Source organism: Paenibacillus abyssi (genome assembly GCF_014640295.1).
Lineage (GTDB): Bacteria > Bacillota > Bacilli > Paenibacillales > Paenibacillaceae > Paenibacillus_D > Paenibacillus_D abyssi.
On the sequence record NZ_BMGR01000015.1, the window covers coordinates 55726 to 82502 of the forward strand.

The 26777-nt window shown below is 48.5% G+C and carries 25 protein-coding genes; 6 read left to right on the forward strand and 19 right to left on the reverse strand.

From position 1 onward, the window contains the following. Window positions 1-73: 73 nt before the first annotated feature. Window positions 74-835 (reverse strand): SDR family oxidoreductase, encoded by a 762-nt coding sequence (locus IEW11_RS20040; RefSeq protein WP_188532850.1) that lies wholly within the window; start codon window positions 833-835, stop codon window positions 74-76. Between the two features lie 205 nt (window positions 836-1040). Between IEW11_RS20040 and IEW11_RS20045 the strand changes: the two genes are divergently transcribed. Beyond that, a complete protein-coding gene (locus tag IEW11_RS20045; protein WP_188532851.1) occupies window positions 1041-2777 on the forward strand; it encodes a sensor histidine kinase in 1737 nt (578 codons plus the stop codon). Then, window positions 2770-4365 carry a response regulator gene (locus tag IEW11_RS20050; RefSeq protein ID WP_188532852.1) on the forward strand — a complete coding sequence of 532 codons (1596 nt, stop codon included), beginning with the start codon at window positions 2770-2772 and terminating at the stop codon, window positions 4363-4365. Before IEW11_RS20045 ends, IEW11_RS20050 begins: the two co-directional genes overlap by 8 nt. Window positions 4366-4410: 45 nt before the next feature. On the opposite strand, the gene IEW11_RS20055 is transcribed toward IEW11_RS20050, so the two are convergent. Genes IEW11_RS20055 through IEW11_RS20070 form a run of 4 tightly spaced genes read right to left on the reverse strand, consistent with a single transcriptional unit; the run spans window position 4411 to window position 7813 of the window. Next, on the reverse strand, window positions 4411-5229 hold the full coding sequence (locus tag IEW11_RS20055; RefSeq protein ID WP_188532853.1) for a phytanoyl-CoA dioxygenase family protein: 819 nt from the start codon (window positions 5227-5229) through the stop codon (window positions 4411-4413). 37 nt (window positions 5230-5266) lie between these two features. After that, window positions 5267-6433 carry a Gfo/Idh/MocA family protein gene (locus IEW11_RS20060; RefSeq protein WP_188532854.1) on the reverse strand — a complete coding sequence of 389 codons (1167 nt, stop codon included), beginning with the start codon at window positions 6431-6433 and terminating at the stop codon, window positions 5267-5269. 42 nt (window positions 6434-6475) lie between these two features. Beyond that, window positions 6476-7576 (reverse strand): Gfo/Idh/MocA family protein, encoded by a 1101-nt coding sequence (locus IEW11_RS20065; protein ID WP_188532855.1) that lies wholly within the window; start codon window positions 7574-7576, stop codon window positions 6476-6478. A 42-nt stretch (window positions 7577-7618) separates the two neighbouring features. Further along, on the reverse strand, window positions 7619-7813 hold the full coding sequence (locus tag IEW11_RS20070) for a hypothetical protein (protein ID WP_188532856.1): 195 nt from the start codon (window positions 7811-7813) through the stop codon (window positions 7619-7621). 249 nt (window positions 7814-8062) lie between these two features. On the opposite strand from IEW11_RS20070, the gene IEW11_RS20075 reads away from it, so the two are divergent. Continuing rightward, complete coding sequence (locus tag IEW11_RS20075) at window positions 8063-8875, forward strand: helix-turn-helix domain-containing protein (RefSeq protein WP_188532857.1); 813 nt, start codon at window positions 8063-8065, stop codon at window positions 8873-8875. A 137-nt stretch (window positions 8876-9012) separates the two neighbouring features. Here the strand turns inward: IEW11_RS20075 and IEW11_RS20080 are convergent, their stop codons facing one another. The 8 genes from IEW11_RS20080 to IEW11_RS20115 all read right to left on the reverse strand — a co-directional run bounded on the left by IEW11_RS20080 (window position 9013) and on the right by IEW11_RS20115 (window position 16507). After that, window positions 9013-9474: a VOC family protein gene (locus IEW11_RS20080; protein ID WP_188532858.1), complete on the reverse strand. Its 462-nt coding sequence runs from the start codon at window positions 9472-9474 to the stop codon at window positions 9013-9015. Window positions 9475-9509: 35 nt separating this feature from the next. Beyond that, entirely contained in the window at window positions 9510-10868 is a 1359-nt protein-coding gene (locus IEW11_RS20085; protein ID WP_188532859.1) for an ABC transporter substrate-binding protein, read from the reverse strand. Window positions 10869-10892: 24 nt separating this feature from the next. After that, on the reverse strand, window positions 10893-11711 hold the full coding sequence (locus IEW11_RS20090) for a carbohydrate ABC transporter permease (protein ID WP_188532860.1): 819 nt from the start codon (window positions 11709-11711) through the stop codon (window positions 10893-10895). 18 nt (window positions 11712-11729) lie between these two features. After that, window positions 11730-12620: a carbohydrate ABC transporter permease gene (locus IEW11_RS20095; protein ID WP_188532861.1), complete on the reverse strand. Its 891-nt coding sequence runs from the start codon at window positions 12618-12620 to the stop codon at window positions 11730-11732. A 257-nt stretch (window positions 12621-12877) separates the two neighbouring features. Beyond that, window positions 12878-13792: a cysteine synthase A gene (cysK, locus tag IEW11_RS20100; RefSeq protein WP_188532862.1), complete on the reverse strand. Its 915-nt coding sequence runs from the start codon at window positions 13790-13792 to the stop codon at window positions 12878-12880. Between the two features lie 30 nt (window positions 13793-13822). Then, complete coding sequence (locus IEW11_RS20105) at window positions 13823-14560, reverse strand: ABC transporter ATP-binding protein (protein WP_188532863.1); 738 nt, start codon at window positions 14558-14560, stop codon at window positions 13823-13825. A gap of 2 nt (window positions 14561-14562) precedes the next feature. After that, the gene (locus IEW11_RS20110) at window positions 14563-15384 is read right to left on the reverse strand and encodes an ABC transporter permease (RefSeq protein ID WP_229725495.1); all 822 of its coding nucleotides are present in this window, start codon (window positions 15382-15384) and stop codon (window positions 14563-14565) included. A gap of 52 nt (window positions 15385-15436) precedes the next feature. Beyond that, entirely contained in the window at window positions 15437-16507 is a 1071-nt protein-coding gene (locus tag IEW11_RS20115) for an ABC transporter substrate-binding protein (protein WP_229725497.1), read from the reverse strand. A gap of 211 nt (window positions 16508-16718) precedes the next feature. On the opposite strand from IEW11_RS20115, the gene IEW11_RS20120 reads away from it, so the two are divergent. From IEW11_RS20120 to IEW11_RS20130, 3 genes are all read left to right on the forward strand, one after another. Beyond that, complete coding sequence (locus IEW11_RS20120; RefSeq protein WP_229725499.1) at window positions 16719-18266, forward strand: HD-GYP domain-containing protein; 1548 nt, start codon at window positions 16719-16721, stop codon at window positions 18264-18266. 176 nt (window positions 18267-18442) lie between these two features. Next, on the forward strand, window positions 18443-18868 hold the full coding sequence (locus tag IEW11_RS20125; protein WP_188532865.1) for a MarR family winged helix-turn-helix transcriptional regulator: 426 nt from the start codon (window positions 18443-18445) through the stop codon (window positions 18866-18868). Between the two features lie 30 nt (window positions 18869-18898). Next, complete coding sequence (locus IEW11_RS20130; protein WP_188532866.1) at window positions 18899-20113, forward strand: MFS transporter; 1215 nt, start codon at window positions 18899-18901, stop codon at window positions 20111-20113. A 66-nt stretch (window positions 20114-20179) separates the two neighbouring features. Here the strand turns inward: IEW11_RS20130 and IEW11_RS20135 are convergent, their stop codons facing one another. The 6 genes from IEW11_RS20135 to IEW11_RS20160 form a co-directional block, all read right to left on the reverse strand. After that, window positions 20180-21184, reverse strand: a complete 1005-nt coding sequence (locus IEW11_RS20135; protein WP_188532867.1) for a CobW family GTP-binding protein — start codon at window positions 21182-21184, stop codon at window positions 20180-20182. Between the two features lie 15 nt (window positions 21185-21199). Further along, window positions 21200-21541, reverse strand: a complete 342-nt coding sequence (locus tag IEW11_RS20140) for a hypothetical protein (RefSeq protein ID WP_188532868.1) — start codon at window positions 21539-21541, stop codon at window positions 21200-21202. Between the two features lie 69 nt (window positions 21542-21610). Beyond that, the gene (locus IEW11_RS20145; RefSeq protein ID WP_188532869.1) at window positions 21611-22498 is read right to left on the reverse strand and encodes a polysaccharide deacetylase family protein; all 888 of its coding nucleotides are present in this window, start codon (window positions 22496-22498) and stop codon (window positions 21611-21613) included. A 27-nt stretch (window positions 22499-22525) separates the two neighbouring features. Continuing rightward, window positions 22526-23989, reverse strand: a complete 1464-nt coding sequence (locus IEW11_RS20150) for an NCS1 family transporter (RefSeq protein WP_188532870.1) — start codon at window positions 23987-23989, stop codon at window positions 22526-22528. A 6-nt stretch (window positions 23990-23995) separates the two neighbouring features. Then, window positions 23996-24817, reverse strand: coding sequence for a carbon-nitrogen hydrolase family protein (locus IEW11_RS20155; protein ID WP_229725501.1), 822 nt, complete (start codon window positions 24815-24817; stop codon window positions 23996-23998). A 226-nt stretch (window positions 24818-25043) separates the two neighbouring features. After that, complete coding sequence (locus tag IEW11_RS20160) at window positions 25044-26771, reverse strand: sigma 54-interacting transcriptional regulator (protein ID WP_188532871.1); 1728 nt, start codon at window positions 26769-26771, stop codon at window positions 25044-25046. Between the last annotated feature and the right edge of the window lie 6 nt (window positions 26772-26777).

Below are 26777 nucleotides of genomic sequence, written 5' to 3' on the forward strand. Positions count from 1 at the left end.
CCCCTTATATTGTTTCAAGACACGTAACGGAGCTGTGCCAGCGACAAGACAAGGAGAGCCGGGAGCCGTACCATTAAATTCCCATTGTTTTGCCGCCGTTGACTGCCAGGCACTGTCCGGTGATGAACTCGGATGCGTCCGAAGCGAAGAATACAACGGCCTTGCCGATATCCATCGGTTTGCCCATATGTCCGAGTGGCACCCCTTCGGTATAATCTTCAAAGACGCTCTGATCAAGCCCTTCTGTTCTTTCCACCGGAATGAAACCCGGGGCAATCAGGTTAACCCGAATTCCAGAGTGGCCAAGCTCATTAGCCCAGGAACGTGTCATCCCTACCATAGCAGATTTAGCGCTTACATAGCTGGAGAAATTCGGATTTCCGAGCTGTACCACTTCACTGCCGATGTTAATGATACTGCCTGTCCCGCGCTCTTTCATACCCGGAAGTACGGCTTTGGTAAGCAGAAGCGGCGCTTTGACGAAAAACACCAGCTGGTCCATATAAATGTCCCATGTGCTATCCTCAATGGCATACATCGGCTGTGGACCTGTCGCATTGTTAACGAGGATATCGACCTGGGCCTGGTAATGCTCCGTAACCTCACTGACAATACGCTGTACCTCTTCCTCCCGGGTAATATCTCCTCTTGTTGCTATTGCTTTACCGCCGATTTCCTCGATCAATCGGACCGTTTCCAGCGCATCCCGCTCATTGTTCGCATAATTGACGGCGACAGACGCCCCACTTACCGCAAGCGCGTAACAGATCCAACGGCCAAGACCTCTCGAGCCACCTGTTACCAGAGCAATCTTACCGGACAAATCATGATTCATTTCAATTCCTCCAATCCAATACGTAATCTGTGATCTCATAAAATAACGCTTTTATCTTTCTATTGTAATGGTGGCCTGCTGCCTCTCAATGTTTAATTTTTTGTGGTTTCGTACAAATATTTGCTAACTTGCTGCGGTACGTACCACATCCTTTTTAAGTGTAGTATGATGAATTTAACTCAAGAAGCGTAAGGGGTCTGGCCATATGCTCCATCGATTTTTCGTTTACTTGTTTTCTAACGTAAAGCATAAGCTGATTCTTTTTACAACGCTTATTCTCGTTATTGTAATCGCTATCATTGAAATCTTTATTTACCGGGTCGCTATCCCCCGGGAGACGTTTCATGCTATTGAATATAACCGGCAGGAGGTGCAGGCGATCAGTGAACGCGTAGAAGAAACCGTGTCGCTGTACAATTTGCTGACAAGCGCGCTCACGATGGATAGCGAAGTGCAAAATATCCTTAAGGCCGGTTACCGGAGCGGATTGGAGGAAATGAATCAAAATTTTGATCTGGAACGAATCGTATCGCTTAAAAATATCGTCTCACCGGACAAATTTCTCAACGTCTTCATCTATGACACGTCGAAGCTGCGTTATCGGATGAATCTATACAGCGACTACGATACTCGGTTTCTGGAGCTGAACAAACGGATCTATAATCCAGAAGGCGGAATCGTGTGGAAGGTGGAGAATGACTATATGTACATCCATCGCGCCATACGCGATCGGGTGAATCTGGAGATCATCGGATATATCACGCTGATGGTGGAGAACAAATATTTAGAATCCCGGATTCAAACCGCGACGAACCGTTACACATTCATTTATAACGAATCCGAGCAGCCTGTTGCGCTCAATCGGCCTGATATCAAAGCCAATCCCGTCTATATTCTGGTCAAATCAAAGCAAATCCAAGACGGTACGCCGACGAATATTACCCTCCCTTCATCCGAGAGGATGCTGCTCACCACCTATAAGTCGAACTCACTGTGGCGGGTTTCCTCCCTGGTATCGGTTCAGGAGCTTACCCAGGGAACAAGGGAAATCGGGTTCCGGATTATCGAAATCGGACTCGCCGGCATTCTGATCGGCATCCTCTTTATATGGATCAGCTCAACCTTCCTATTCCGGCCGCTGAAGGATCTGATCCGGGCGATGAACCGTTTTGAACAGGATAATTTTAATGTTCGGGTGGATATCAAACGAAGAGATGAATTCGGATTTGTAGGCAGAAGCTTCAACCGGATGATGGACAGGATCAATTACCTGGTCTCCGAGGTGTATCAGAAGGAGCTCAGCCAGAAGGAGGCCGAATTCAAGGCGCTGAAAGCGCAGATCAATCCGCATTTTCTGTATAACACCTTGGAAACGATCCGGCTGCTAACTTCATTCGGGAACAACGCCGATGCGGAGAAAGCGACGGTCGCCCTGGCAAGACTGCTGAAGACCAGTATCGATAAGAAGAAAGACATCATCTCCGTGCGGGAAGAGCTGGACATTATCCAATCCTACCTGACCATTCAGAAGATGAGGTTTCAGGATAAGGTAGAAGTATCAGTGACCGTCGATGAATCGATGATGGATCACCTCCTGCCCCGCTTCATTCTGCAGCCGATCATTGAGAACGCCTACCAGCACGGGCTGGAAAGCAAGATGGATAACGGCCGGCTGTATATCAACGGATTTCTGCTGGAGCATGCCTTGAAATTTCAAATCATAGACGATGGAATTGGCATGACAGAAGAAACGGTACAGTCGCTGTTCAACGAACATCGGGAATCAGGACCGGGAAACTCCGGTACCGGCAACGGTCTGACCAATGTACAGAACCGCATTCATTTATTATGCGGAGAAGCCTATGGTTTAACGGTACAAAGCTCGCCGAACTTCGGCACAATTGTTGAAATTTTATTACCTAGGGGGAAATGGCATGTTTAGCGTAGTGATCGTTGACGATGAGCCCATGGTATGCCGGTGGCTGACGGAGAAAATCGATTGGCAGGAATGGAACTGTGAAGTTGTCGGGGTGGGAAAAAACGGACTCGAGGGCAAAGAGCTCGTCCGTCAGCATAAGCCGGATATCCTCCTGAGCGATGTGAAAATGCCGGGCATGAACGGGCTGGAGCTGTCCCGTTATATTCTGGAGCATTTCCCCAAAACAATGGTCCTCATGTTAAGCGGTTATAATGAATTCGATTTTGTCCGGACCGCGATGAGGAATCAAGTCTTCGATTATTTGCTGAAACCGCTCGATATCGATGAATTCAAGAAAACAATGATGAAAGCTCATGCTCAACTTCAGCAGCGGCTTGAGCGTGAGCGTGAAGACGAAATAAGCGAGAAAAGATGGGAAGACAGCAGTGAACTAACGGAGTCCGGTATACTGATGAAGCTGATCATGAACGGCAACAAGGAGCTTCCTTCACTGCAGGGAAAAATGAACCGGCTCGGCCTGGAGCTGAACAAAGGGCAGGTCGTCGTCTATGAGCTGCACAGCATTTGCGATCCGCAAAAAGACAAATGGCTTCCTGTCTATCAGTATGCCGTCCAAAATATCCTGCTCGAAACCTTCGAACGGTTTCATTGCATTCCGCTTGTTTTTCATGTCGGAGACCGGTGTGTCGTCGTAGCCAAGTTCACACCGGGTATTTCACTGCCGTTATGGGAGAAACGGGTGCTTGAAGCAGCCCGGGAAGGCTTGGAAAACGTACGAATGCACTTAAAATCGAAGCAGTCGCTTGGAATCGGCACCGTGTTCAAGTCGGTTGAAGAGCTTCACGGCTCCTATCAAACGGCGGCGCAAGCTTTGGAGCAGCAGTATTTTTGGTCGGATGATACCCTTCCTTCAGCAGGCGGGACCCTGTCTCTCATAGATGAGACGCCATTTGCGATCGAGCAGGCTTTCTACGATTCCATTGAGAACGGCAATGTGGAAGCAGCTGCGGCTTATCTGGCATCCCTTACAACCCGCCTGCGGAAAATAGGCAAGAAGGAATTTGTCTACAGCGTTTGTACCGAAATCCTAATCCGGCTCTCCAAGATTTCCGAGAAATGGAACAAAGAGCTGGACTTTCTCCCCCTGATGAACAACATGAACCAGTATCGCACCTTTGAATCGCTGATGCAGGAGCTTGCCAACGCTGTCACCTCGCTCTGTCAGTGGATCGTCACACAAAAAACCTATGCCGTTGCCAGTCTGCCGGAAAAGATCGTGATGTATATTCAAGAGCATTATCATCATTCAGATATTCATTTGAGCGCCATCTCGGAAAAATTCCATATTAGCCTCAGCCATCTCAGCCGTATTTTCGTCCGGGCCACCGGCATCAATTTTAATGAATTCGTATCTCAGCTTCGCATAGAGGAAGCCAAAAAGATGATGGAGCAGCAGCATTGGCTGAGCAATCAGGAAATTGCCGAGCGCGTCGGCTTTAACGACGGCCGGTACTTCAGCCAGGTGTTCAAGAAGCATTGTGGCAAGACGCCCAATGAGTACCGGGGAAGACGAGAGGTTAGCAGGGGGTAGAACAAGCAAGGAGCTGAGGTCACCCCAGCTCCTTGCCCTCGTATATCAGCTTGGCTGTTCTTCCTTGATTTTCTCCAGACGGAACAGCTTCTTGGCCCGGTCGGACAAGCCTTCGAATTTCTCGCGCGAAATACCCAGCGTTTCCTGATATCCACCGCGCCACCACGGTCTGGCATAAATGATCGCCACGTTCGGGCGGACATGATCCGAGTTGTTCGGTGTGCCTCTGTGCCACATCCGAAGATCACGGATCAGCAAAGAGCCTTTGGGCATCGTCATACGTACAGGCGTCAGATGGGATGCCGCCTCTTCGATATATTTCGGATGATTCCGGTTCTCAGGCATCAAATGGTTGCCTCCCGGGAAGGCTTCCATCGGACCGTTCTCCTCCGTCACATCCACCAGCGGAATATTCAGCACGATTCCGGCCGGCGGCAGCGAAACCGTCGATTCCGGGAAAAACGGCGTTTGGTCGGAATGGACAACCTGATAATCCGAGCCGGGAAGCGGAGCATCCGCCGACAGGTAAATGCAGGCGCAGTCCGCTCCTATCAGCTTCTCCACAACAGGCAGTACGAATGGGCTTGTGATCACGCTCGGATCAATGAACGGCTCATCGAACGGCAGATCCATTCTTACACGGTTTTTACGGAATTCCGTCGTGTTCACTTCCGTTGATTCCGGAGAACGGTTAGTCGCTTCATCAAGCGCATTCATAAAGGCGCTGCGCATTTTTTCTACCTGCTCTGAATCCAGCACACCTTCAAATAACACATAACCATTGAGTCTGACCTGCTCAACTGCACTCTCCACGGTTTCCGGATCAAGTCTTCCATTTTTCAATTCCTCTGGGCTAAGTTTCATCGTTTAACATCCTCTCTTTATCGCTTTTTTTATAAAATCATGATTGTTGGGCCGTCGCAAACGCGGGGATGCTAACCCACCTTCCGGTCCGGCTGCTCTCCATAATGGCATCCACCACCTGCATAATCCGGTGGCCCTGCTCAAATGAAGCGACATGCGATGCTTCCGCGTTTACTGTACCTGCTTTTTTTCGAATAACGGCGTCATAGAATTGCTGAATCAGATTTTTAAGCGCGTCCGGCCAGCCTTCCTGGTGTCCGCCAGGATAATGGGTCAGCAATCCCGCAAACGGAGATAACAAAGCTGCATCCCGGACCAGTTCACCGTTCTGTTCATCGCGTCTTCCTACCCAAAGCCGATTCGGTTCCTCCTGATCCCAGGCAAGGCACGCCTTCTCCGCAGCAATTTCAAAGTGCAGCCGGTTTTTGCGTCCGGCACTGACCTGAGAAACCGTGAACGCTCCGCGCAATCCTCCGTCAAACCGGACCAGTACGCTGCCAAAGTCCTCTGTGCTGACACTAACCGGCTCTACTGCTTTTTTGCCGTCTGCCAGCCGTTTCGTTTGATAGCGTACAGGGTGCACTGTTTGCAGATCAGCGCACAGCTCCACAATGTTCTGGCCCGTAATATATTGGAGAAGGTCACACCAATGCGAACCGATATCGGCAATGGCACGCGATACGCCGTTTTGCTCGGTCTGCATTCGCCAATTGCAGTCGGTGTTATACAGCAGCCAGTCCTGGCAGTATCCTCCGCTCACGAGAAACGATTTGCCGTATTCCTCGGTGGAAATGGCCTCTTTAAGATGTGCGACAAGCGGATAATGTCTGTAGTTAAAGCAAACCCCGCTCACGCCTTTTGCGTGTTTCGCCAATTCAGCCAGCTCGGCGGATTCTTTACTGTTAAGGGCAAGCGGTTTCTCGGACAACAGATGCTTGCCGGCAAGCAGTGCCGCCTTATTCAGCGGAAAATGCAAATAATTGGGCGTGCAATTGTGAATGACTTCGACCTCCGGATCGTTAATCAGCGCATAAGCATCATCATACCAAGCCGGTATGCCGCATGCTTTAGCCATTTGCTCCGCCTTCTCCATGCTGCTTGCCGCAATTGCCGTAATCTCGGCGTTATGGAGCCGTTTAATCGCTTCCATCTGCGCTTGGGCTGAAAATCCCGTCCCGATAATGCCGACCTTCAATCTATCCAATCTGTACCTCCTCCCTAAGCTGCCTCCAACCCGTTGTACGAATCACCGATTTGCAGCAGGCTCCGGTAAAAGGAATGAAGTGCTCAGCTCCTTGACCGATCCGCTTCGCGCCGATTCGTACGCCTTCTCAATAATTTCAATGACATGGGCCGTACGCTCGCCTCCCAGCTGCAAATCCGTGTCCCCATTCACGCAGCTTACCATGTGAAGCAGATCGACCATCGTATGCATCATCGGTACGTCTTGCATTTGCCCGTCTTCCGGAACTTCCGGCCGGGTCCATCCTTCTTCCGGCGTGAATACTTCCAGTGGCACGTCTCTGCGCATCCAACCGCCTATAACCAGCGTACCCTTCGAACCAACAAATTCGAATTGCGGCGTATTGAACGAACGCGTGACATAGTTTCCCTGCACACTGGCGAAGACGCCATCGCCGTAATCAAGCAGAACGACCGTATTGTCATCCATCTGCACATCCAGCTTCTTACCCTCCCAGCAGCGGTCTGCTACAGCAACGCCCGATAAGGCAGTCACACGTTTGGCCGGTCCCAAAATGCCGGTGATGCTCGTAAGCGGATACACGGCGACATCCATCATCGGACCGCCTCCCGGTTTGTAATACCAGGAAGGATCAATCCCTTTCAAATCCTCGAATTCATGACCGGGATGCGGTCCTTGACCGCGTACGAAACAGACTTTGCCGATCTTGCCGCTGTCGATGATCCGTTTTGCCTCCTGATGATACCGGTCCAGCATTTGCCCAGGTGAAGCCCCCAGGATCAGCCCTTTCTCTTTGGCTATGCGAGTGAGCTCCAACGCTTCCTCTGAGGTCGTCGTCATCGTTTTTTGAACATAGACATGCTTGCCGGCATTCAGTGCAGAGAGGGCCTGCCGGTAATGCAGCGGGATTGGCGTCAGAATGGCAATCAGATCCGCATCGGCATTTTGCAGCATTGCTTCATAATCGGTATAAGCGCTGCCGAAACCATATTTCAGACACATTTCCTGCGCTCTTCCCGGCACAACGTCACATACCGCAGTCACTTCAATCTTCTCCCGGATTTCATTAAGCGCCAGGATCGGAAAATAATCCTGCTGAGCCACAATGCCGCAACCGGCGATGGCAATTTTAATCGGTTTCACAACCATCATCCTTTCATTCGAGCGTAATATGAAATAACGCTTTCATGAATTTATTGTACTGTTGCTGCTTGGCGTCAGGATGTTTAATATTTTGTTCTTTCGTACAAAGATTTGACTCGTGCCGTCGATCGGTTCGGATGGTTGTCTGTCAAGCCTGTCCAGGATCCCCTTGCAGCTCCTGTCTTCCTCCCTCGCTTCACAACGATCCGCCTTGCTGCAGCCACCGCATGTCATCATTGAGCTCACATCCTTAATGAGTGATTGTTCCGGTATACTTTCATTTCGAATTTAACACTTCCAATTTCTTCTACTGTACCGGACTTGTAATCATTATAGAAAAATCTGCTGCTGCGCAGAATTTCGAAAATCCCAGTAACCTTTCCAATATGCTTATTATCTTTATCAGAATCTATATCATATCTTGTTAACGCCTATTGAGTAGGCTATTATGAATCCAGATTAACTCTTCTGTCAGGAGGTGGGCCCATGGCAGCCGCCCTATCCCATGTCGTCACTGCCGATTTTGTATCCCATACCCGTAAATACGAAGCGACGTTCAATCTGGACACTTATTTGCTGAGGCTTCAATACGAAGGCATCTGCGCTGCCGTCGTGGATGGCAGGGAGCATTTCATAGAGCCCGGCACGCTGCTGCTGCTCGCTCCCGGGGATGGTTATGAGCTGAGGATCGAAGGCCGGAGGGACGGGAGTACGCCGGTCAGCGATTTTTATATTTATTGCAGCGGAGATTGGATAAAGGAATGGTGGTCGAGTCACCCGAGAAATAAAATCATAAAGCTATTAATGGATCCGTCGATGCTGAATATATGGAAGCAGATCAACCTAGAGAAACGAAGGCAGTCGGAGAATAAGGAAATTGTGGATTATTTGCTACGGGTATTGTGTCTGAATATTGATCGAAGCCATCCATTGAGCGGCAGTCAACCGCATCCCCGGATGCATTCGTTTCTCGTTACCCGGATGCGGAATTATATTGAGGAGCATGCGACCGAAAATTTTGCACTGCAGGATGTCGCTGATCATGTTGATCTAAGCGTCTCCAGAACCGTGTCATTATTTAAATCGGCCGCCGGAAAAACAATTATGCAGTATGCGATGGAGGTCCGTTTATCGATTGCCGTTGAACGGATGATGTACAGCAAAATGACGCTGGAGCAAATTGCGGAAACATGCGGCTTCGGTACGTATTCCTACTTTTTCAGAAGCTTTCGCTCGCGATACGGCACAACTCCCCGCGCCTATAGAGAGAAGGAAACGGATAAGCTGTCGCCGTATTAGGGGCAGGAGCTCCTAATCGAAATCAAATGATGCCGTCAATTGCTTGACCAGACGTTTGAGCGCGCATATAAAAATACAATAAACGGCTCTGTTCGCATCGTTTGCGACAGAGCCGTTCTACGTTTTTTAGGTTTTAACTATTTTTTAAAATTTTCCAGCAGTTCGATCATGACTTTCAAGTCAGCGGTGGAATCGATATAAGCATAACGCCCGCCCGTATAGTCCCCCTTCTGCGTCAGCGGCATCCCGTTCTTCTCCAGAAGCCGAATCTTTTCATCCGTTCCCTCAACTTCATATGCAATATGGTGTACGCCTTCACCGTTTTTGTTCAGCGCGTCTCTCCACTCACTTGGTTCATGGTCCGGTTCAATCAGCTCAATCATGCAGGCGCCGCCGACATGAAAGAAAGATTGCCTGCATCTTGCTGGACTCGTCTTACCCTTATATTCCATATTGGTTTTGTCTACCGTATCGCTTATGATAATTTCCGGCACATCCACACCGAAAAATTCGGCGTAAGCTCTGGTTGTCGCTTCGATATCATGAACTAAAATTCCAATTTGTGTGACGACATTCGTTCCTAGCAAATTTTTATCCATATGATTCATCCCTTTCCGTAAATGGTTGCTAACCTTTATTGTCCAGGCGCGATCGCATCGCCTTCTTCTTGAATCTTCTTCATCGCTTCTACCGGATCCATCTCACCTGATAAGGATAAGCTGGAATATTTCACGAAAATACTTTCCCATTCATTCTGATTGGCATGGGCAGGAGATAGTGTAGTCCCCCCGTTATATTGCTCGACGAATATGCTCGGATCGATTCCGATTCCTTTATAGAATTCAACAAATTTATCGATGGAATCGGCATTGCCGGGGAATACGGATCCCGTCTCTCCAAGGATATCCTGGCCTTTGGGGCTGGCGATATAGGAAGCGAATTTCCAAGCCGCTTCCGGATGCTCCGTTTTGGCGTAGATTGTATCGCCCAGACCGTTGACCCTTACAACTCTGCCCTCAGGGCCTTCCGGCATAGGCGCAATACCCCATTCAAAGCTTGCCCCGTCTTGAATCGGCTTCATCATCCAGGAACCCTGCATCCAGACGGCGACTTGTCCGGAGAAGAACTTCCCGTCCGAGCCGCTCGTCTGGATATCCGTATAGCTTGGATGCACGTTATACTTATAAACCAGATCATACAAGAAGGAAAACGTGTCTTGCAGCTTGTCATCGAGCGCTAATTTGCTGTCTTGAAGGACTGTTGCGCCGTTGGAGGCGGCGAAGCCCGCAAGGTGGCCGGACGAAATTTGTCCTCTGTCAATAAACATAAAGCCGTGCTGCTGAATGTTATTCGGGTCAAAGCCCTCTTCCCCTGCACGCTTTCCGTTTCGGTCAATCGTAAGCTTCTGCAGGAACTCGACGAATGAACCACCATCCTCCGTATTAAATTCCAAACTCTCGGGGAATTCTTCAATACCCGCTGCTTTCAGCGCATCCATATTGTAGAATAATCCCATTGTATCCCAATCCTTTGGAATCGCATACCGTTTTTCGCCATCCGCAAAACCTTCCAGCAATGACTCGTTGAACTTGCTTAAATCGACATGATCCTGCTCGATATAAGGCGCAATATCAAGCAAGGCATTTTTGCTGGCAAAGCTCGCAACGTAGGGGATGTAATTCCAGAACACGTCCGGAGCCGTGCCGCCGGCTATTTCGGTATTTAATTTATCCCAATAATTGCTCCATGGCGTGACCTGCATGGTCACTTTGATATCCGGATTTTCTTTCTCGAATTCATCGATTATTTGCTGATAAGCCGGCTGCTGGTTCGTGTCCCAAATCATATAACGCAATTCAACTTGTTCACTGCCTGTATCGGATGGTTCAGCTGACGATCCGCCGGCATTGCTGCCCTCTGAGCCGGAACTGCAGGCCGCTAGCATTGAGATGACTAGCGCTGTCATCAGCATTAAAATAATCGGTTTTTTCATGGTTATTTCCTCCTGAATAATTTTTTATTTCAATCCGGTGAGCTGGATTGATTCCACAAAATATTTCTGGGCCACGGCGAAAATCGCAAGTATCGGCAGCAGGGCGATAAATGAGGCCGCCATAATCCCAGCCCAATCAGACGTATTCTGGCCATTCAAGTTGGCTAATCCGATACTTAACAAGTATTTGCTTTCCGAGCTGGTCACAATAAGCGGCCAGAGGAAGTTATTCCAGCTTTTGACTACAGTGAGTACGGTCAGGGTAGCAAGTATCGGTTTGGACATCGGGACAATAATCGTCAGAAACGTTCTAATAATGCCGGCTCCGTCGATTTTTGCAGATTCCTCCATTTCACCCGGTATCGTTGCAAAGAATTGACGGAGCAAGAACACTTCATAAGCTTCCGCAAATACCAACGGAAGAATAATCGCCGCATACGTATCGATCAATCCGAGTTCCCTCATCATGATATACACCGGGATCATTGTGACAATCTTAGGGATCATCATGCTGGCTAAAAGGACGACAAATAACTTGTCGCGCCCGGGATAACGCAGTCTGGCAAAGCTGTATGCCGCTATCGAAGCAAAAACTAACGTTCCTGCCAGGATGACGGCGGTCACGATAAACGTATTAAAAGCATAACGATCGAAGGGCATGGACTGCCATACTCTCAAAAAGCTTTGAAGCGTCACTTCACTGGAAATCCATTCCGGTGGAAACTTGAAAATTTCGTTCTGCGGCTTCAGACTTGTACTCACCATCCACAGGAACGGGAAGATGGCGAAAATGGAAGCCATGATGCCTACAAGATAGGCGATCATATTGCCTGCTGTCCTCAATACCAAGCCCTCCTTTCTCTACTGATTATCTCGAAAGACACGTAACTGGATCATCGTCATGATCATTAATACAACGAATAAAAATACAGACAGCGCGGACGCATAACCCATTTGCAGCTGCTGGAACCCTTTTTCATAAATGAGATAGTAGTACACCTTCGATAACGCGCCGGGCCCGCCTTGCGTGGTTGCATACACAATATCAAACACTTGAAAGGAACCGATGACGGCCGTGACCAAAACAAACAAAAACGTCGGCCGCAAAAGCGGCAGTGTGATGTGCCAGAAGCTTCTCCACTTGTTTGCTCCGTCAATGCTCGCCGCTTCATAATACATGGGTGAAATGCCCTGCAAGCCGATTAAGAATAGTACAGTTGTAAACCCGAAATACTGCCACACATCAACCAAAGCGATGGATTGCAGAACATTGCCCGGTGAAAACCACGTTACTGTAGGCAGGCCGACCTGCTGTATATAATAATTCAACAGCCCTGTGCTGGGACTCAAAATCCATTTCCACACAATTCCAACCGCAATCGGCATCACGATCCACGGCATAATAATCGGAATTCGAAAGAGTTTCATACCAGGCAGCTTCTGGTTCAAGGCCAGCGCAATGCTTAAAGCCAGAATGATCTTCGTGACCTGACTGTAGAGTACGTATTGCACCGTCACCCATAACGAATGCCAAAACTCGGATCTGCTGAACATTTCGATATAATTTTCGAATCCCAAAAAGACCGGAGTGTTGATCATATTCCAATCAAAGAAGCTGAGAATAATCACTCCGATTGTCGGAATGAGCGAAAACACAAGAAATGCAGCCATTGTCGGAAAAATAAATCCGTACCCCACCCACATTTCGGCATTCCATTTTCTTCTTTTCACAGGCCATCCACTATCTTTCACCATGACTCCCCCTTTCCTCCAAGCACTAATGATTCATTCACTTTTTAGACAGCGTTTTCATAACTAATTGTACTTTGCCGCCCAATTGTCATTATGTTTAATTTTTTGTGCTTTCGTACGAATATTTGATTTCGTTTTTCACATGAAAAAGCCGCTTTATCAGATAGATAATCTGATCTTCCCATTTCTTCCCGCGCAAAAAATAACCTGTCGCTACTCGGTTGAGTAACAACAGGTTATTTGGATTTCATCATGCTTTAGAACAAATTCATGCTGAGGTAACGCTCCCCGGTATCCGGAGCAATACATACGACCCGTTTGCCCGGGCCTAACCTTTTGGCAACCGTAATTGCCGCATAAACGGAGGCTCCTGAGGACGGTCCAACCAAGAGGCCTTCCTTCTTCGCTAAATCGATCGTTGTATTAATCGCCTCTTCATCCGCGATCTGAATGATTTCATTGTATACACTGGTGTTCAGAATTTGCGGAACGAAGCCCGGGCTTGTACCCACTAGTTTATGCGGTCCCGGCTGCCCCCCCGACAATACGGGCGAGCCCTTAGGCTCAACGACTGCGATATGCAGGTTTGGCAGGTGCTCACGCAGCGTCTCGCCGGTTCCGGTAATGGTTCCGCCCGTGCCTGCCGTCGCTACAAAAGCATCCAGATTATTGTCCATCTGCGCCAAAATCTCCAGTGCGGTCGTTGTCCGGTGAATATCCGGGTTGGCCGGATTTTCGAACTGCTGCGGGATAAAGCTGCCCGGGATTTTTTCCTTCAGCTCCAGCGCCTTAGCAATACAGCCAGGCATTCTTTGCTCGCTCGGCGTCAGTACAACCTCGGCTCCGTAAGCTTTCAGTATATTAATCCGTTCCTTCGACATGTTATCCGGCATGATCAGAATCGCTTTATAACCTTTAGCGGCGGAGATCATCGCGAGTCCAATTCCCGTGTTGCCGCTGGTCGGCTCGATGATCGTAGCCCCGGGACCAATTAACCCTTGTTTCTCGGCTGTATCGATCAGGCTGAAAGCCGCCCTGTCCTTGACGCTTCCGGACGGATTGAACCGCTCCAGCTTCACAAATACATCCGCAGCACCTTCAGGTACAATCCGCTGCAAATGCAGGATCGGCGTATTGCCGATCAATTCCGTTATATTATTATATACGCCCATTCTTTCTCTCCTTTCTCGCCTAACATTTCCTTATTTGGTTAAATCCAAATGGGCCATGATTTTCTCGCGAACTTGAACAAAATCCGCTCCATTGCGGTTCCGGGGCCGCGGAATTGTCGAACGGACCGTTTCCACGATTTGTCCCGGACGCGGACTCATGACATGGATCGTATCCGCAAGATAGATGGCCTCGTCAATATCATGGGTGATCAGCAGCACCGTTTTGCCGGAGCCCTCCCAAAGTCGGAGCAGCTCGTTCTGCATCGTAATTTTTGTGATGGCATCCAAGGCTCCAAAGGGCTCGTCCAACAACAGTACCTCCGGTTCCATAGCCAGCGCGCGGGCGATGGAGGCTCTTTGTCTCATCCCCCCGGATAACTGATGCGGATAATAAGTCTGGAAACCGCCCAATCCGACCTTCTCCAGCAGCTCACCCACTTTCTCCTTGCGTTTCTGCTTAGGGACGCCTGCAAGCTCAAGGCCAAAACCCACATTCTTCTCCACCGTTCTCCACGGGTACAGGGCATGCTCCTGGAAGATGAGAACGCGGCTTGGATCCGGATCTTTTATCGGCTTTTGATTAGCAGTGACGTGGCCCTCGGTTGGCGTATCCAAACCTGCAATCATACGCAGTACCGTGCTTTTGCCGCAGCCGGAAGGTCCGACAATGGCGGCAAACTCGCCCTGCTTCAAGTCAATTGTAACATTTTTCAGTACTTCAAGGCTTCCGAACCGTTTGGAAATATTATCAACCTGAATGGATTGCATAATTACTCAGCGCCTCCTGTCTTTACATAACGATAACGAAGCAGCCGCCGCTTCAACCATTCAAGAACGACCAGATCCAGGAAACACGCGATCGTACCGATAACCAGTATACTCATCAGTACGCCTTCCATGTCGGCCACTTCACCCCGCCAGCGGGAATAATAACCCAGCCCGATTGTGACTCCGGCTACCATCTCCGCAGCAATCAATGAACGCCAAGCGTTACCAAAAGCAACCTGTGCCCCAGTAACAAATGCCGGAAGCGATTCAGGGCCGAATACCTTTGTCAGCAATTGAAACCGGTTGGCTCCCATTACACGGGCCAGCTCCAGATGCGTTTTGTTAACACCCTCGGTTGAATTCAGCACAGAAAGTGCCATCGGGAAAAAGCTTGCAATGACGATAACGGTGATGATCGTTGCATCTCCAAAGCCGAGCAATATACTAAATAATGGAACCCAAGTGATCGGCGGGATCGCCTGCAATATAGATATCAAGCTGCGCAGATAGACAGCAAACGCGCGCGAGATGCCGGCGAGTAAGCCCAACGCAGCACCAAACAGGCAGGCCAGCGGATATCCCCACCCCAGCCTATACAAGCTTTTTGCAATTCCATTCATAAAATCATCATTACTCAAACTGTTGAACAGCCGTTTAAAAACGGCCGGCACGTCAGGCATTAAATAAGCGGGCAAAAAGAATGCCGTTATCTGCCAAATAGCAAGAAGGCTCCCCACCGCAGAGAGGAAGGGAAGCACTTTTCGCCATAAGGGTTTCGATTTGGGTTTCATCTGAGCGGATGAAGTGGGAGCTGGTTGGCTCATCGAAATTCTCCTTACTGAAATGTGATTTTAATATATCCAAAGATTTAAACCATTACGATTGTTCTTGTTTCTCCTGCCAACTAAGATCCAGAATCTCTTCCACGTTAACTTCTTTCTCCAATATTCCTTGTTCCATCATAAGATTTGCGATATCCTGCATCCGGCTGACATGCTCCGGCGTAATGTCCCAATGGAAGATTTGCGTTTCGATCGCTTGTTTGACGACTTCCACCGACTCGATCTCGCCGCCATGATGCGTCGTCATTGTATCTGTATCCACGAAGTAGTTAAGAATTCGCTCCGCGGATTGCTGTGGATCCTGCTGCAGCATTTCGATCGCTTCTTTTTGTGCATCCAGCAGTTTATCCACCGCTTCAGGGTTATTCTCTAAATGCTCGTCAGTTGTGATCACAACCATACAAGGAAACGGCCACACTTTACCGATCTCGTAAATTTGCTTCATGCCGAGCGTCTGGGTGGCGATGCTGTCATAAGGCTCAAATACAAATGCCGCATCCACTGCTCCGGAAACAAGCGACTGGAGCGATTGCGCCGGATCGATATAAACCATTTGCACATCTTGCTTCGTCAGGTTTGCATCTTTCAAGGTCACGCCGGTAAGTACGATATCAGCCGTGCTGCCTTGCCCTTGCGACGCAAGCTTCTTGCCTTTCAAATCCTCAACTTTAGTAATCCCGCTGTCCTCTTTGACAAGGATGCTGTGGAATCCCATTTGCGCGCCGCCGACGACCTTCAAGCCTGCGCCTTTGGCCGCCCAGGATACTGCATTTGTAAATCCAAGCACGCCAGCGTCCACTTGTCCGCCAACCATAGCTTTAATCAAATCAGTACCGCTGCTGAATTTTTGCATCGTTACATTTAAGCCGTGTTTATCATACAAACCAGCCTCATATGCAAGCATGGCCTGCGCATCGTCCATAACATTCAGATAGCCAACGACAAAGTCGGTTTTTTCAGTTTCCGATGAATCCGCAGATTGTTCTCCTGCGCCGGATGAATCTTGGTTTGAATTAGCTCCGCATGCTGTAATTGTCAGCAGTACAAGAACCATCAACAAAGCCGTGATCCCTTTTAAGCTTTTTCCTTGGATGTTTCTTAACATGATGCATGTTCCCCCTAAAATTAAAATAAACCCTATAATCATACTAGGCATTATAGAAATAATTATTGAAATATGTCAAGTTTTCTGAAAACCTTTGACATAACATAATCCCTGACAAAAAAATTATCGAAGGAACAGGATTTGTAGCTGTTTTTGTTGAAAGTAAACTAAACGATTCAATCATTCATTCAAATTCGACAACGAAGAAGGTATGGCTTTGCATATATACAAGGACTTCATTAGGCGACTTATTCGAGACTACATCATCGGATCGACCGCAGCCGTGTTAGGCGTCGGCAGCATTTTTATATTTTCTGCATTACAGGTGCCAGGCCATGAAGCCATCATGCTGCTGGCCATTCTGTTGATCTCGCTGATGATCATGATGATTGCGGAGCTGTTTGTTTTTTATCGCCACCTGCGGCCGATCCGCCAGATGTTTCATCAGAGCCAGCCGTCGATTGAAACGCTCCAATCGGTCTATTTACATACACACCGTTTTCCGGTTTTTGCAATAAAACGTATTTTCGGGCCCCATTTATTTGGTCTTTCCATACCGGCTGCGATCATGTTATTAATCGGTGTTCAGCAAGAGCTGCTCTCTCTTCCCTTTTCCTATTTGTTTCTCGCGGCAGTTGGCGTACCGCTCGTCGCATGCATGCATGCGTTTATGGAGTTTTTCCTTACGTCTCAATCCATACGACCGCTCGTTATGTATATAAGACAGCTTTCCTTAGATTTGTACGGCATCGATTTATCCCTTAACGGCCAAGTGCTTGTTTCGATTCAGCGAAAGTTTCAGTTCAGCGCTTTTTTAATCGGAACGTTCCCTCTGTTACTGTTTATTTTGAGCGGATACATTCGTCAAGATGTGACCGCGCATCAAAACGCGGTCGATTACTGGAATTGGGCGGGCATCATCCTATTGGTGGGCATCGCCTTCTCATCCTTGGGTGCGTGGGTGCTGTCAAGAGAGATCGAACATCCGATCCGCAGTATTAACAAAGCGATGGGCAGCGTGCAGACCGGGGACTTCGACGTCCGTACAGCCGACATTTATTCCGATGAATTTTCCAAATTAGTCGCCGGATTTAATCATATGGTGAGTGGATTAAAAGCGCGGGAAAGTATGAATAACCTGCTCATTCAAAGCTATTTTACAACACTTGCAGCCGCACTTGATGCCCGCGATCCCTATACAGCAGGTCACTCGGAACGGGTAGCCCGTTATTCCCTTGAGATCGGCCGGTTAGCCAACCTGCACGAGCAGGAGCTGGATATATTGAAAAAAACCGCGTTATTGCACGACATCGGAAAGATCGGAGTCAGGGATACCGTTCTGCTGAAGGAAGGCCGGCTGACCGAGGAAGAGTTCGAGATGATCAAACTTCATCCACTGCTGGGGGAAAAAATACTGCGGCAAATCGAACCCGCCGATGCCATGTTCGATATATTGCCGGGGGTTCGGTCTCACCATGAACGCTTTGACGGCCGTGGATATCCGGACGGGCTGGCGGGCGACAACATCCCGTTGATGGGCAGGATTATTGCAATAGCGGACGCGTTTGACGCGATGACTTCAGACCGTCCTTACCGGAAAGGAATGACGGTGGAGAGAGCACTGTACATCTTAAAGGAAGGCCAAGGCACCCAGTGGGATCCTGAGTTAACGAAGAAGTTCATTGACAATCTCAATCAAATACAACCCAAGATGGATGCGGAGAAGAGCACTCCAATCACCATGATGAATCGTGATTAGGACCTGCTGGTCATCCGAACCGACAACAAAGCCCTTGACCTTTCCTCCATGGAAAGTCAAGGGCTTTGTCACTGTATACATTACGGCAGCTTATTCTTTCGCGAATAATTGATTGATATACGAACTATTGCCATGCTAATATTATATACAATACAAACAAAGGAGAATTGACCCGGATGCGTGAAGACGAATCGATCGGCTTTATGATTAGCAATATTGGAAGAAAGCTGAGCCAGAAACTAACGCTCCGCTTTCAAGCCTATGACATTACCTCGGAGCAGTGGTCGGTATTGAACAAGCTCACCCTGAAGGATGGCATATCGCAGCGTGAATTGTCGGAACGATCGGAGAAGGATCCGGCTAATGTGACTAGAATCTTGGATCAGCTGGAGCGGAAAGGTTGCATTCGAAGGGAAAATAACCCGGAGGACAGAAGGTCCTTCCTTATCTTTGTTACGGAGAATGGAAAGAAGTTGAATGAACAGCTCGCTCCACAGGAGCAATTGTTTGTGCAAGCCATGACTTCGTCACTCTCTGAGACAGAAGAGGCTGTCTTAAGGAACACACTACTGAAAATTAATGATGCCGTTGACGCCAGTTAATACGGCAATCATAAAGGAAGCGATCCAGCAATGCAGAAGCAGGCTTTATGGAGCAGGGATTTTATATCCATTTGTATCAGCAGTTTCTTCGTTTTTATGAACTTTTATATCCTGGCTGTCACCCTGCCGAAGTTCGTTGTCGAGGAGCTTCACGGGAGCCAAGCCGATATTGGGTTGGTCACCACCGTTTTCGTCATCGCAGGTATTATATTCCGTCCTATAACCGGGAAATGGCTGGATGAGCGGTCTCGCAAAAAAATCCTGTTCGCGGGGCTCATTATCTTCACCATCTGCAGTGTGCTGTATCTGTTCATAGCCGATTTCAACTTGTTATTAGCCTTGCGCATTGTGCACGGCATTGGCTTTGGCATGGCTGCCACAGCAACATCCGCTATAGCCGTTGATACCGTTCCGCTTGACCGCAAAGGCCAAGGGATCGGTTATTTCAGCCTCTTTATGAGCCTGGCTATGGTTGTGGGCCCATTCGTCGGCTTAACAATTGCAGCAAGCTATAACTTTACTGTTCTATTTGTCTGGTGCACGGCATTCTCATTTTTATCCATGGTATTCGGCATGATGACGCGAATTCCGGCTCGAGCCGCGAAAATACGGCTTCAGCGCTCCTGGCATTGGAGAAGTTTTATCGAGCTCAAAGCGCTGCCGATCTCATTATCGGGCTGCGTGCTGGCTTTTTCTTACGGCGCCATCACAACGTTCTTGTCCGTCTATTCGAATGAGATCGGGTTAGAAGCGTATGCCAGCTACTTTTTCATGGTGTTTGCCGCAGCAATATTGATCTCACGGCCGTTCACGGGCAGAGTATTCGACCGGTTGGGTGAGCATGTGCTTGTGTATCCGGGGATCGCATTATTCGTTATCGGCATGATTGGGCTAAGTCAAGTCAGCCAGCCTGGCGTGTTTTTGCTGACGGGAGCGATTATCGGGCTTGGCTTCGGCGCCCTCCTTCCCAGCTTTCAGACCATTGCCGTCAGAGCTTCCTCCTCGGGCAACAGCGGGCTCGCCACGGGAACCTATTTTGTGTTATTCGATTCCGGTTACGCGCTCGGTTCTTATGTATTAGGCGTTATCGCAGCGCAGTCAAGCTATCGCACCATGTATTTGACCGGCGGTTTCATTGTTGCGTTAACGTATATCACCTATTACACCTTGCATCACCGGAAACAGATGAAAGTGACGGATAAGGATGTTTCCACCCAGACAGAGACGGCTGACGCCGCCCTATGAAGGCGGGAGATCCGTAACATTCAATAAAAGTGGCGCAGCGGTCAACCGCTGCGCCACTTTTTCGAGTTAAATCGCTGTTTTTACCTCCAGCGCATAGGGTACTGCTCCCAGAACGTGCTGAAAAGCGAGCAGAGAATCCAAGATCTGCTGCGGCTCTACCTGCTTCATAATAAATACGATGTTCGATGCCCTGATCCCCTCGGGCCAATGATCCAAATGCTCGGGAGGATGGATGATATGCTGAACGCCGTTCAAAGAGACCGGCCCCTCCCCGCCCAGGTCGAGCAGCCCTTTCACGCGTAAAATAGCTGTCCCTCTTGCATGCAGCAGCATGCTGAGCCATAGTCCGAACGCATGCCAATCGAGCGGCCTGTCGAATCGAATGGAAATGGAACACGTATCACCGGCATGAGCCTTTGCCAAATCGGCGGAGTCAACGGCCTGAACCGTTCTCACCGCTTGTGCATCACCGACAAAAAAACGTGAACCATCCGGGTCATCGGCATGTGTCGTCCCAATGGAAGCAGCGGGATTGATGGAAGCTATACGTTCAAGCAGCTGCTCAATCTGCTCGCCTGAAGCGATGTCCGTTTTGGTGATGATGATTTGATCGGCCACTGCAGTTTGCTTTATCGACTCTTCATGCTGGTCGAGATGAAACATGCCGTTAACGGCATCAAGCGTAACTAAAATTCGATCCACATCAAAATGATGCTGCAATACGGGATGCCGCAGGATCGTAAACCAGATCGGCGACGGATCCGCAAGCCCTGTCGTTTCGACGATAACCCGGTCAACCTTTTGCTGAACACCTGATTGCATATCGTTAAGCAGTGCCAAAATGGCAGCAACGAGATCCTCTCTCGTCGAACAGCAAACACAGCCGCCGCCAAGCAGCAGCGTGCGCTCCTCCACTCTCGATAACAAATGATGGTCCAGCCCGATTTTGCCAAACTCATTAACGATAATGGCACTGTTTTGAAGTTCATTTTGTTTAAGAGCTTTAGTCAGCAGTGAAGTTTTGCCGCTGCCTAAAAACCCTGAAAGAATGATCACCGGAATTTTGGGCATGCTTAGGCGCTCCTTTTAAATACGAGGATTCTCTTGCATCCGCTCAATGAGTTGAGGATCGAGCGGATCGGCAGCTTTGCGGATCATTTTTTCCACCGCAGGCCAAAGGGAACCCAGATCATATACGATCTCTGAAGACCCTTTCGAATCCCGCAGTATATACTTGCTGCCGTTCCAATCCTCCATTTTCAGGCCGTAATAACCCAGAATTCGATTGGCCATATTCGTTCGCAGCAGCCTTTGACGCTGACGGTTTCTTCCTGAATCCCCGCCAACCGTCATGATCGCCCCCCCATCATCAGAGCTTTTTTCCGTCCAATGCTCCTGAAGTACGAAGCCTCCGCACAGCACGCACATCCTGTCCCCTCCTTCATGAAATTTAGGGAACTGCAGCGGATAACTGCAGCTCCCTAACCAAGCGAATGATTATTTTTTGCGGGGATTACGGCGGCTAAAATCATCGGCTATTTCATCAAAGGTCGCCCAGCGCACCCCTTCATGGCTGTTAATATACTCGATCAGTCTCTCATGCATCATCAGTACCTGCGGCCTGCCGCTGACATCCGGATGGATCGTCATCGTGAACACGGCATAGTCGTATTCCCGGTATACCCAATCAAACTGGTCACGCCACATTTGCTCGATGTCGCACGGATTGACAAACCCATGGCTGTTCGGAGATTTCTTGATGAACATCATCGGCGGCAGATCGTCCAAATACCAGTTCGCCGGGATTTCAATCAAATCCGTTTCTTGGCCTCTTTGCAGCGGTTTCATCCAGGTTTCCGCAGGCTGGGAATAATCGATTCTCGTCCAGCTGTCGCCCACTCTTACATAATACGGATGGAAATCGTTATGCATCAAGCTGTGGTCGTACTTAATTCCGTTTTTCAACAGGAGCTCATTGGTGATGTTAGAAAATTCCCACCAAGGCGCTACATAACCTGTCGGCCGTTTTCCTGATACTTTTTCCACCAGCTCAATGCATTTTAGCAGAACGGCTTCTTCCTGCTGTTCCGTCATAGCGATCGGGTTTTCATGGGAATAACCATGAATGCCGATTTCGTGTCCCGCTTCCACAACCATGCGGGTTTGTTCAGGGAAGGTCTCAATGGAGTGACCCGGGATAAACCATGTCGTCTTCAAGTTGTATTTGTCAAATAATTTGAGCAGCCTCTCTGAGCCGATCTCACCTGCAAACAGACCTCTGGAGATGTCATCCGGGGAATCCTCCCCGCCGTAAGAACCGAGCCAACCTGCTACCGCATCGACATCAATACCATAAGCTACAATGATCTCCTTCTTTTGGGACACGCAGATCCTCTCCTTTTACCGTTAATATTATGAATGAACAGCGGCCTTATCCGACTTGCTGCCTGCCGGCTCATGGACTGGAATATCCCAATCCCGACCCACTGTTGTTCCCAAATAGGAATCCGAAAATCCCGACTCGACTTCAGCCTGCCTGTGGCGTTTCAGATACCAGCCCTTCATGAGCAAGTAATAGGCAATAAATCCTGCAGGGAAACCAATGATGTACATGTAATCCATAAACAGAAGCGCGAGGCCGCCGCCAATGATCCATGCAATCATGCCGGCGAGATTAACACCACCGTCATATTTGAATTGGCCTTCATGCTGATACAAGTCTTTCACGTGCAGCCTGCGGCGTCTGATCACATAATAGTCGCATATAATGATGCCAGCTACAGCGGAGAGTACGGCCCCATAGTAGCCTAAGTAAACAAAGAGGTTATTAAGAATTTCCCAAGGCTGGATTACCGTTCCGATAATGCCAGCGATAATTAAGCCGGTTAAGAAATTCAAGCGGAATTTTGCTCCTGCATTAACAAACGTCAACGAAGCTGGAATGAGATTCGCCGCGGTATTGGTCGACCACTGCGCTAAAACAATCATCAATAGCAGAATAACATACGTCCAACCGCTTGCCGTTCCTTGGATTACGTTAATCGGATTCGCATCGCCTGCACCGAGCAGGCTGACGGCTCCGATCACGCCCATAAATGTTTGTACCAGCGGCAGTGCAGTAATATGGGGAATAAAATTGCTCAGATTGCGTTTGAACCAATTTCTTTCATTGGATGGGGCTTTAACATAACGGGTGATGTTGGGGATGTCGATGGCCAGTGCGGACCAGAAACCCATGTTGGCAATCATAATCAAAAACCATGAGGTTGTGTTTTGGGTGCCTGAATAGGTTGCAATATCGATTCCTTTGTCGGCAGCCATACCGTTTACTTTCATAAATATCCAGATTGAGATCAAAATAATAGCCGGTGCCGCAATGACGGCAAAACGGTCGATGGCTTTGATACCAAGAGCGGTATTGATGATTTGCACGACGGCAAATATAACATACCATAGAAACCAGGAGTCAAAACCCGTCATGCTTGCTACCAGATAATTAATGGCAATCGCACCCAGGTAGGTTTGAATACCGAACCATATCGCCGCGACGATACCTCTGCTGACTGCCGGAATATGTACACCCCAGGTTCCAAACGGCGCTCTAAGGTAGGCTGCGAAAGACAATCCGTGTTCAATCCCGATATCGCCGCTTAAGCTGCCGATAATTGCAATGATCAGATTCGCGATGAATATGGCGATCGCCAGCTCCCATATGGACATAGAGTCAATGCCGTTGCCTCCGATCAGAAATGTGGCGATGATAACAGCCATACCGACCCAAATATTAAAAAAGCCGAACCCGGAAATGACTCTTTGATGCGCTTTAATCGGAACGATGTCTTTGGATACCAAACTATTATTTCGGTTCTCTTCCATTTTCGTTCACCTCTCCGTGTTATATTCACTGGATATTAAACTTCGGTTAAAATCACGCAGGTAAGGGATCGTTCTCCGTTGTTCATGGATTAATGACAGATTCAATTCGGCTATAATAACGTCATCCTCTTCTGCCGCCTCAGCCAGCACGGTGCCTGTCGGATCAACGATTCTGCTGTGGCCGCCAAACTCCGTTTCCCCTTTTTCCACTCCGGTACGGTTCGCAGCAATGACAAAAGCGCCGTTCTCAAGCGCGCGGGACCTGGTAGCAATATCCCACGCATATAACCGGGCCTTGCCGAAAGCAGAAGGATACACAATGATATCCGCGCCTTTGAACGTAAGAATGCGCGCGCCTTCCGGAAATCCCACTTCATAGCAAATTTGCATGCCTAGATTGTAGACTCCCGTTTTAATTACCGGGAACTGATCCCCTTTCGTAAAACGGATATTCTCTTTATCCCATAAGTGGGTTTTGCGATAGGTGCCCAAAATGCCGTTCGGCCCTGCTACGACTGCCGTGTCATATACGAGCCCGGCGCTTACTCCTTTCTCCAAAATCGCCGCGACCAAATGCATGTTATGCTTTTGGGCTTGCTGCGCCATCCACTGGGCAGTCGGTCCGGGGATGCTTTCCGATAACTCACCGTCCTTTTTCTCGACTCTGTATCCTGTGTTGAATAGTTCAGGCAGTACGGCCAATTGGGCCCCCCTGCTTGCAGCCGTCCCGATTAATCGTTCGGCTTTTTGAAGATTCGCTTCTACACGACCGAGTTCACAGTTCATCTGTATAGCGGCAGCGATGATACGATTCTGACTGGGAACCAATTGTTCCACTCCTCTCCTTCACTTGGAAGTGCTTTCTTTATTAGATTTTAATCTTTGTGAACATTTCGTGACAATAGTGTAAATGAAATAAAACTATGCAAATTTGCATAGTTTATCCGCTCTCTATTGGGTTAAATGAATAAATAGAACGATGAAATTGCGATTAACTAAACAATCATCGATTATGCATTATCGCATAATAATCTATGCATTTATGCATAAAATCTTAATGGGCTTCCTTTTCCAATTGGCTGCTGATGCCGTACTGCTGCAGCTTCCGGCTGATCGTGGACTGATTAACGCCTAATGCCTCTGCCATTCGGGTGGTGGAGATGTATCTTACCTTTGCCATCTCTAACAAATCCCTTTCCACCTTTTCAACCGCTTCTTTCAACGGCAGCAGCCGATGCACCTCCACGTCCTTGATTTCCGCCGCATTATTTTTTATGTATTCGGGGACATGCTTCAGGCTAATCATTGGATCGTCGATTGTAACCACCAAACGCTCAATGACATTGTGCAGCTCTCTGATGTTGCCCGGCCATGGGTAATGCTGCAGCTTCTCCAGAACATTAGCGGAAAGCTGCTTGTTCTTTTTGTATTTTTTATTGTACAACTCCAAGTCATACAGGATTAAAGGGAGAATGTCATCTTTTCTTTCCCTTAAGGGAGGGACCGTGATCGGGATTACGTTTAACCAATAATAAAGATCTTCCCTGAACCGGCCTGCCTTTACTTCATCTTCTAAATTTTTGCTGGAGGAAGCGACAATTCGGACACGCGATTCTCCGGTACGCTGGTTTGCAAAATCATACTCTTCCAGGATTCCTACCAGCTTGGCCTGTATCGACAATGGCATTTCCGTAATTTCGTCTAAATATAACGTGCCTTCCTTAGCCTTCTTAAACAACCCGATCTGTCTGCCTTCCCTCTCTCCAACCAAATCAAGGTCCTGGCCGAACAATTCCGCTTCAAGCAGCTTCTCCGGTATGGATCCGCAGTTCAGAATGATAAACGGATTTTGCTTTCGCGGACTCCAGTTATGAATATAAGAAGCAATCACTTCCTTCCCTACTCCGGATTCTCCTAACAGCAGCACCGTGGAATCCACTTCTCCCACTTTCTGGGCAAGCTCGATAAGCCTGCGCATTTTCTCGCTCCGGTAGATGATTTTTTTCTCCGCCTCGCTTTTTTTTCGCAGGCTCATCAATTCCTGTTTATACCCTTCCGTAAGCTGCTTCACTTCCTCCAGCTCGTTTTTTAGCTGGCTAATTTCCGTAATGTCCCTGGAAGCGTTCACAACTCTAACGATATTTCCCTGTTCATCTTTGATTGGGGTACCGACAACCATTAGCCGGCGTCCGGTTTTTGTTGTCTGCAGGAAGGACACCCGATCCTTCTTTTCAAGCACCATGCGGGTTACCGAGGGGGAGTATACGCCTTCTTTTTCCAGATGATACACACTCTTGCCTACCAGGTCCTCTTCCTTATATCCCCATAACCGCTCACTTGCTGAACTTACGCGCAAGGTGATGCCGTTCCCGTCCGATACATAAATAACATCATAGGAAATATCAAAGATCGCCTTTAAATCCGTATGAAGATTTTTGTAAGCATCCAGCTCTTTTGTCACTTCATCCAGTTGGCTTGCGTCCATTAACATAATCATATAGCCAAGCGACGCGCCGCTTTTAGAATAAGGCTGTATGATGGCGATAAAGCTTTCCTGTCCGATCGTAAAATAAACGGTTTTGGGCCCGCCAGTTTCGGTCAATCTTGAGATTTCAAGCAAATGGGGAAACATCTCCGGCCATGATTGCCCCACTACCTCAGGCGGGCAGTTTAATTTCTCTCTGGAAAATTGATTTATATACAATATACGGGATTTATCATCAAGAATAATGAAACCGAGCGAGATATCCTCTATGATCTGATTCGCAGCATAGTCCTTCAATGGGAA

What these genes read in the sequence shown, in the direction of transcription:
- IEW11_RS20040 (WP_188532850.1), bottom strand. Translation starts at nt 835, where the DNA reads ATGAATCATGATTTGTCCGGTAAGATTGCTCTGGTAACAGGTGGCTCG.
- IEW11_RS20045 (WP_188532851.1), top strand. Translation starts at nt 1,041, where the DNA reads ATGCTCCATCGATTTTTCGTTTACTTGTTTTCTAACGTAAAGCATAAG.
- IEW11_RS20050 (WP_188532852.1), top strand. Translation starts at nt 2,770, where the DNA reads ATGTTTAGCGTAGTGATCGTTGACGATGAGCCCATGGTATGCCGGTGG.
- IEW11_RS20055 (WP_188532853.1), bottom strand. Translation starts at nt 5,229, where the DNA reads ATGAAACTTAGCCCAGAGGAATTGAAAAATGGAAGACTTGATCCGGAA.
- IEW11_RS20070 (WP_188532856.1), bottom strand. Translation starts at nt 7,813, where the DNA reads ATGATGACATGCGGTGGCTGCAGCAAGGCGGATCGTTGTGAAGCGAGG.
- IEW11_RS20075 (WP_188532857.1), top strand. Translation starts at nt 8,063, where the DNA reads ATGGCAGCCGCCCTATCCCATGTCGTCACTGCCGATTTTGTATCCCAT.
- IEW11_RS20080 (WP_188532858.1), bottom strand. Translation starts at nt 9,474, where the DNA reads ATGGATAAAAATTTGCTAGGAACGAATGTCGTCACACAAATTGGAATT.
- IEW11_RS20085 (WP_188532859.1), bottom strand. Translation starts at nt 10,868, where the DNA reads ATGAAAAAACCGATTATTTTAATGCTGATGACAGCGCTAGTCATCTCA.
- cysK (WP_188532862.1), bottom strand. Translation starts at nt 13,792, where the DNA reads ATGGGCGTATATAATAATATAACGGAATTGATCGGCAATACGCCGATC.
- IEW11_RS20105 (WP_188532863.1), bottom strand. Translation starts at nt 14,560, where the DNA reads ATGCAATCCATTCAGGTTGATAATATTTCCAAACGGTTCGGAAGCCTT.
- IEW11_RS20110 (WP_229725495.1), bottom strand. Translation starts at nt 15,384, where the DNA reads ATGAGCCAACCAGCTCCCACTTCATCCGCTCAGATGAAACCCAAATCG.
- IEW11_RS20115 (WP_229725497.1), bottom strand. Translation starts at nt 16,507, where the DNA reads ATGTTAAGAAACATCCAAGGAAAAAGCTTAAAAGGGATCACGGCTTTG.
- IEW11_RS20120 (WP_229725499.1), top strand. Translation starts at nt 16,719, where the DNA reads ATGGCTTTGCATATATACAAGGACTTCATTAGGCGACTTATTCGAGAC.
- IEW11_RS20125 (WP_188532865.1), top strand. Translation starts at nt 18,443, where the DNA reads ATGCGTGAAGACGAATCGATCGGCTTTATGATTAGCAATATTGGAAGA.
- IEW11_RS20130 (WP_188532866.1), top strand. Translation starts at nt 18,899, where the DNA reads ATGCAGAAGCAGGCTTTATGGAGCAGGGATTTTATATCCATTTGTATC.
- IEW11_RS20135 (WP_188532867.1), bottom strand. Translation starts at nt 21,184, where the DNA reads ATGCCCAAAATTCCGGTGATCATTCTTTCAGGGTTTTTAGGCAGCGGC.
- IEW11_RS20140 (WP_188532868.1), bottom strand. Translation starts at nt 21,541, where the DNA reads ATGTGCGTGCTGTGCGGAGGCTTCGTACTTCAGGAGCATTGGACGGAA.
- IEW11_RS20150 (WP_188532870.1), bottom strand. Translation starts at nt 23,989, where the DNA reads ATGGAAGAGAACCGAAATAATAGTTTGGTATCCAAAGACATCGTTCCG.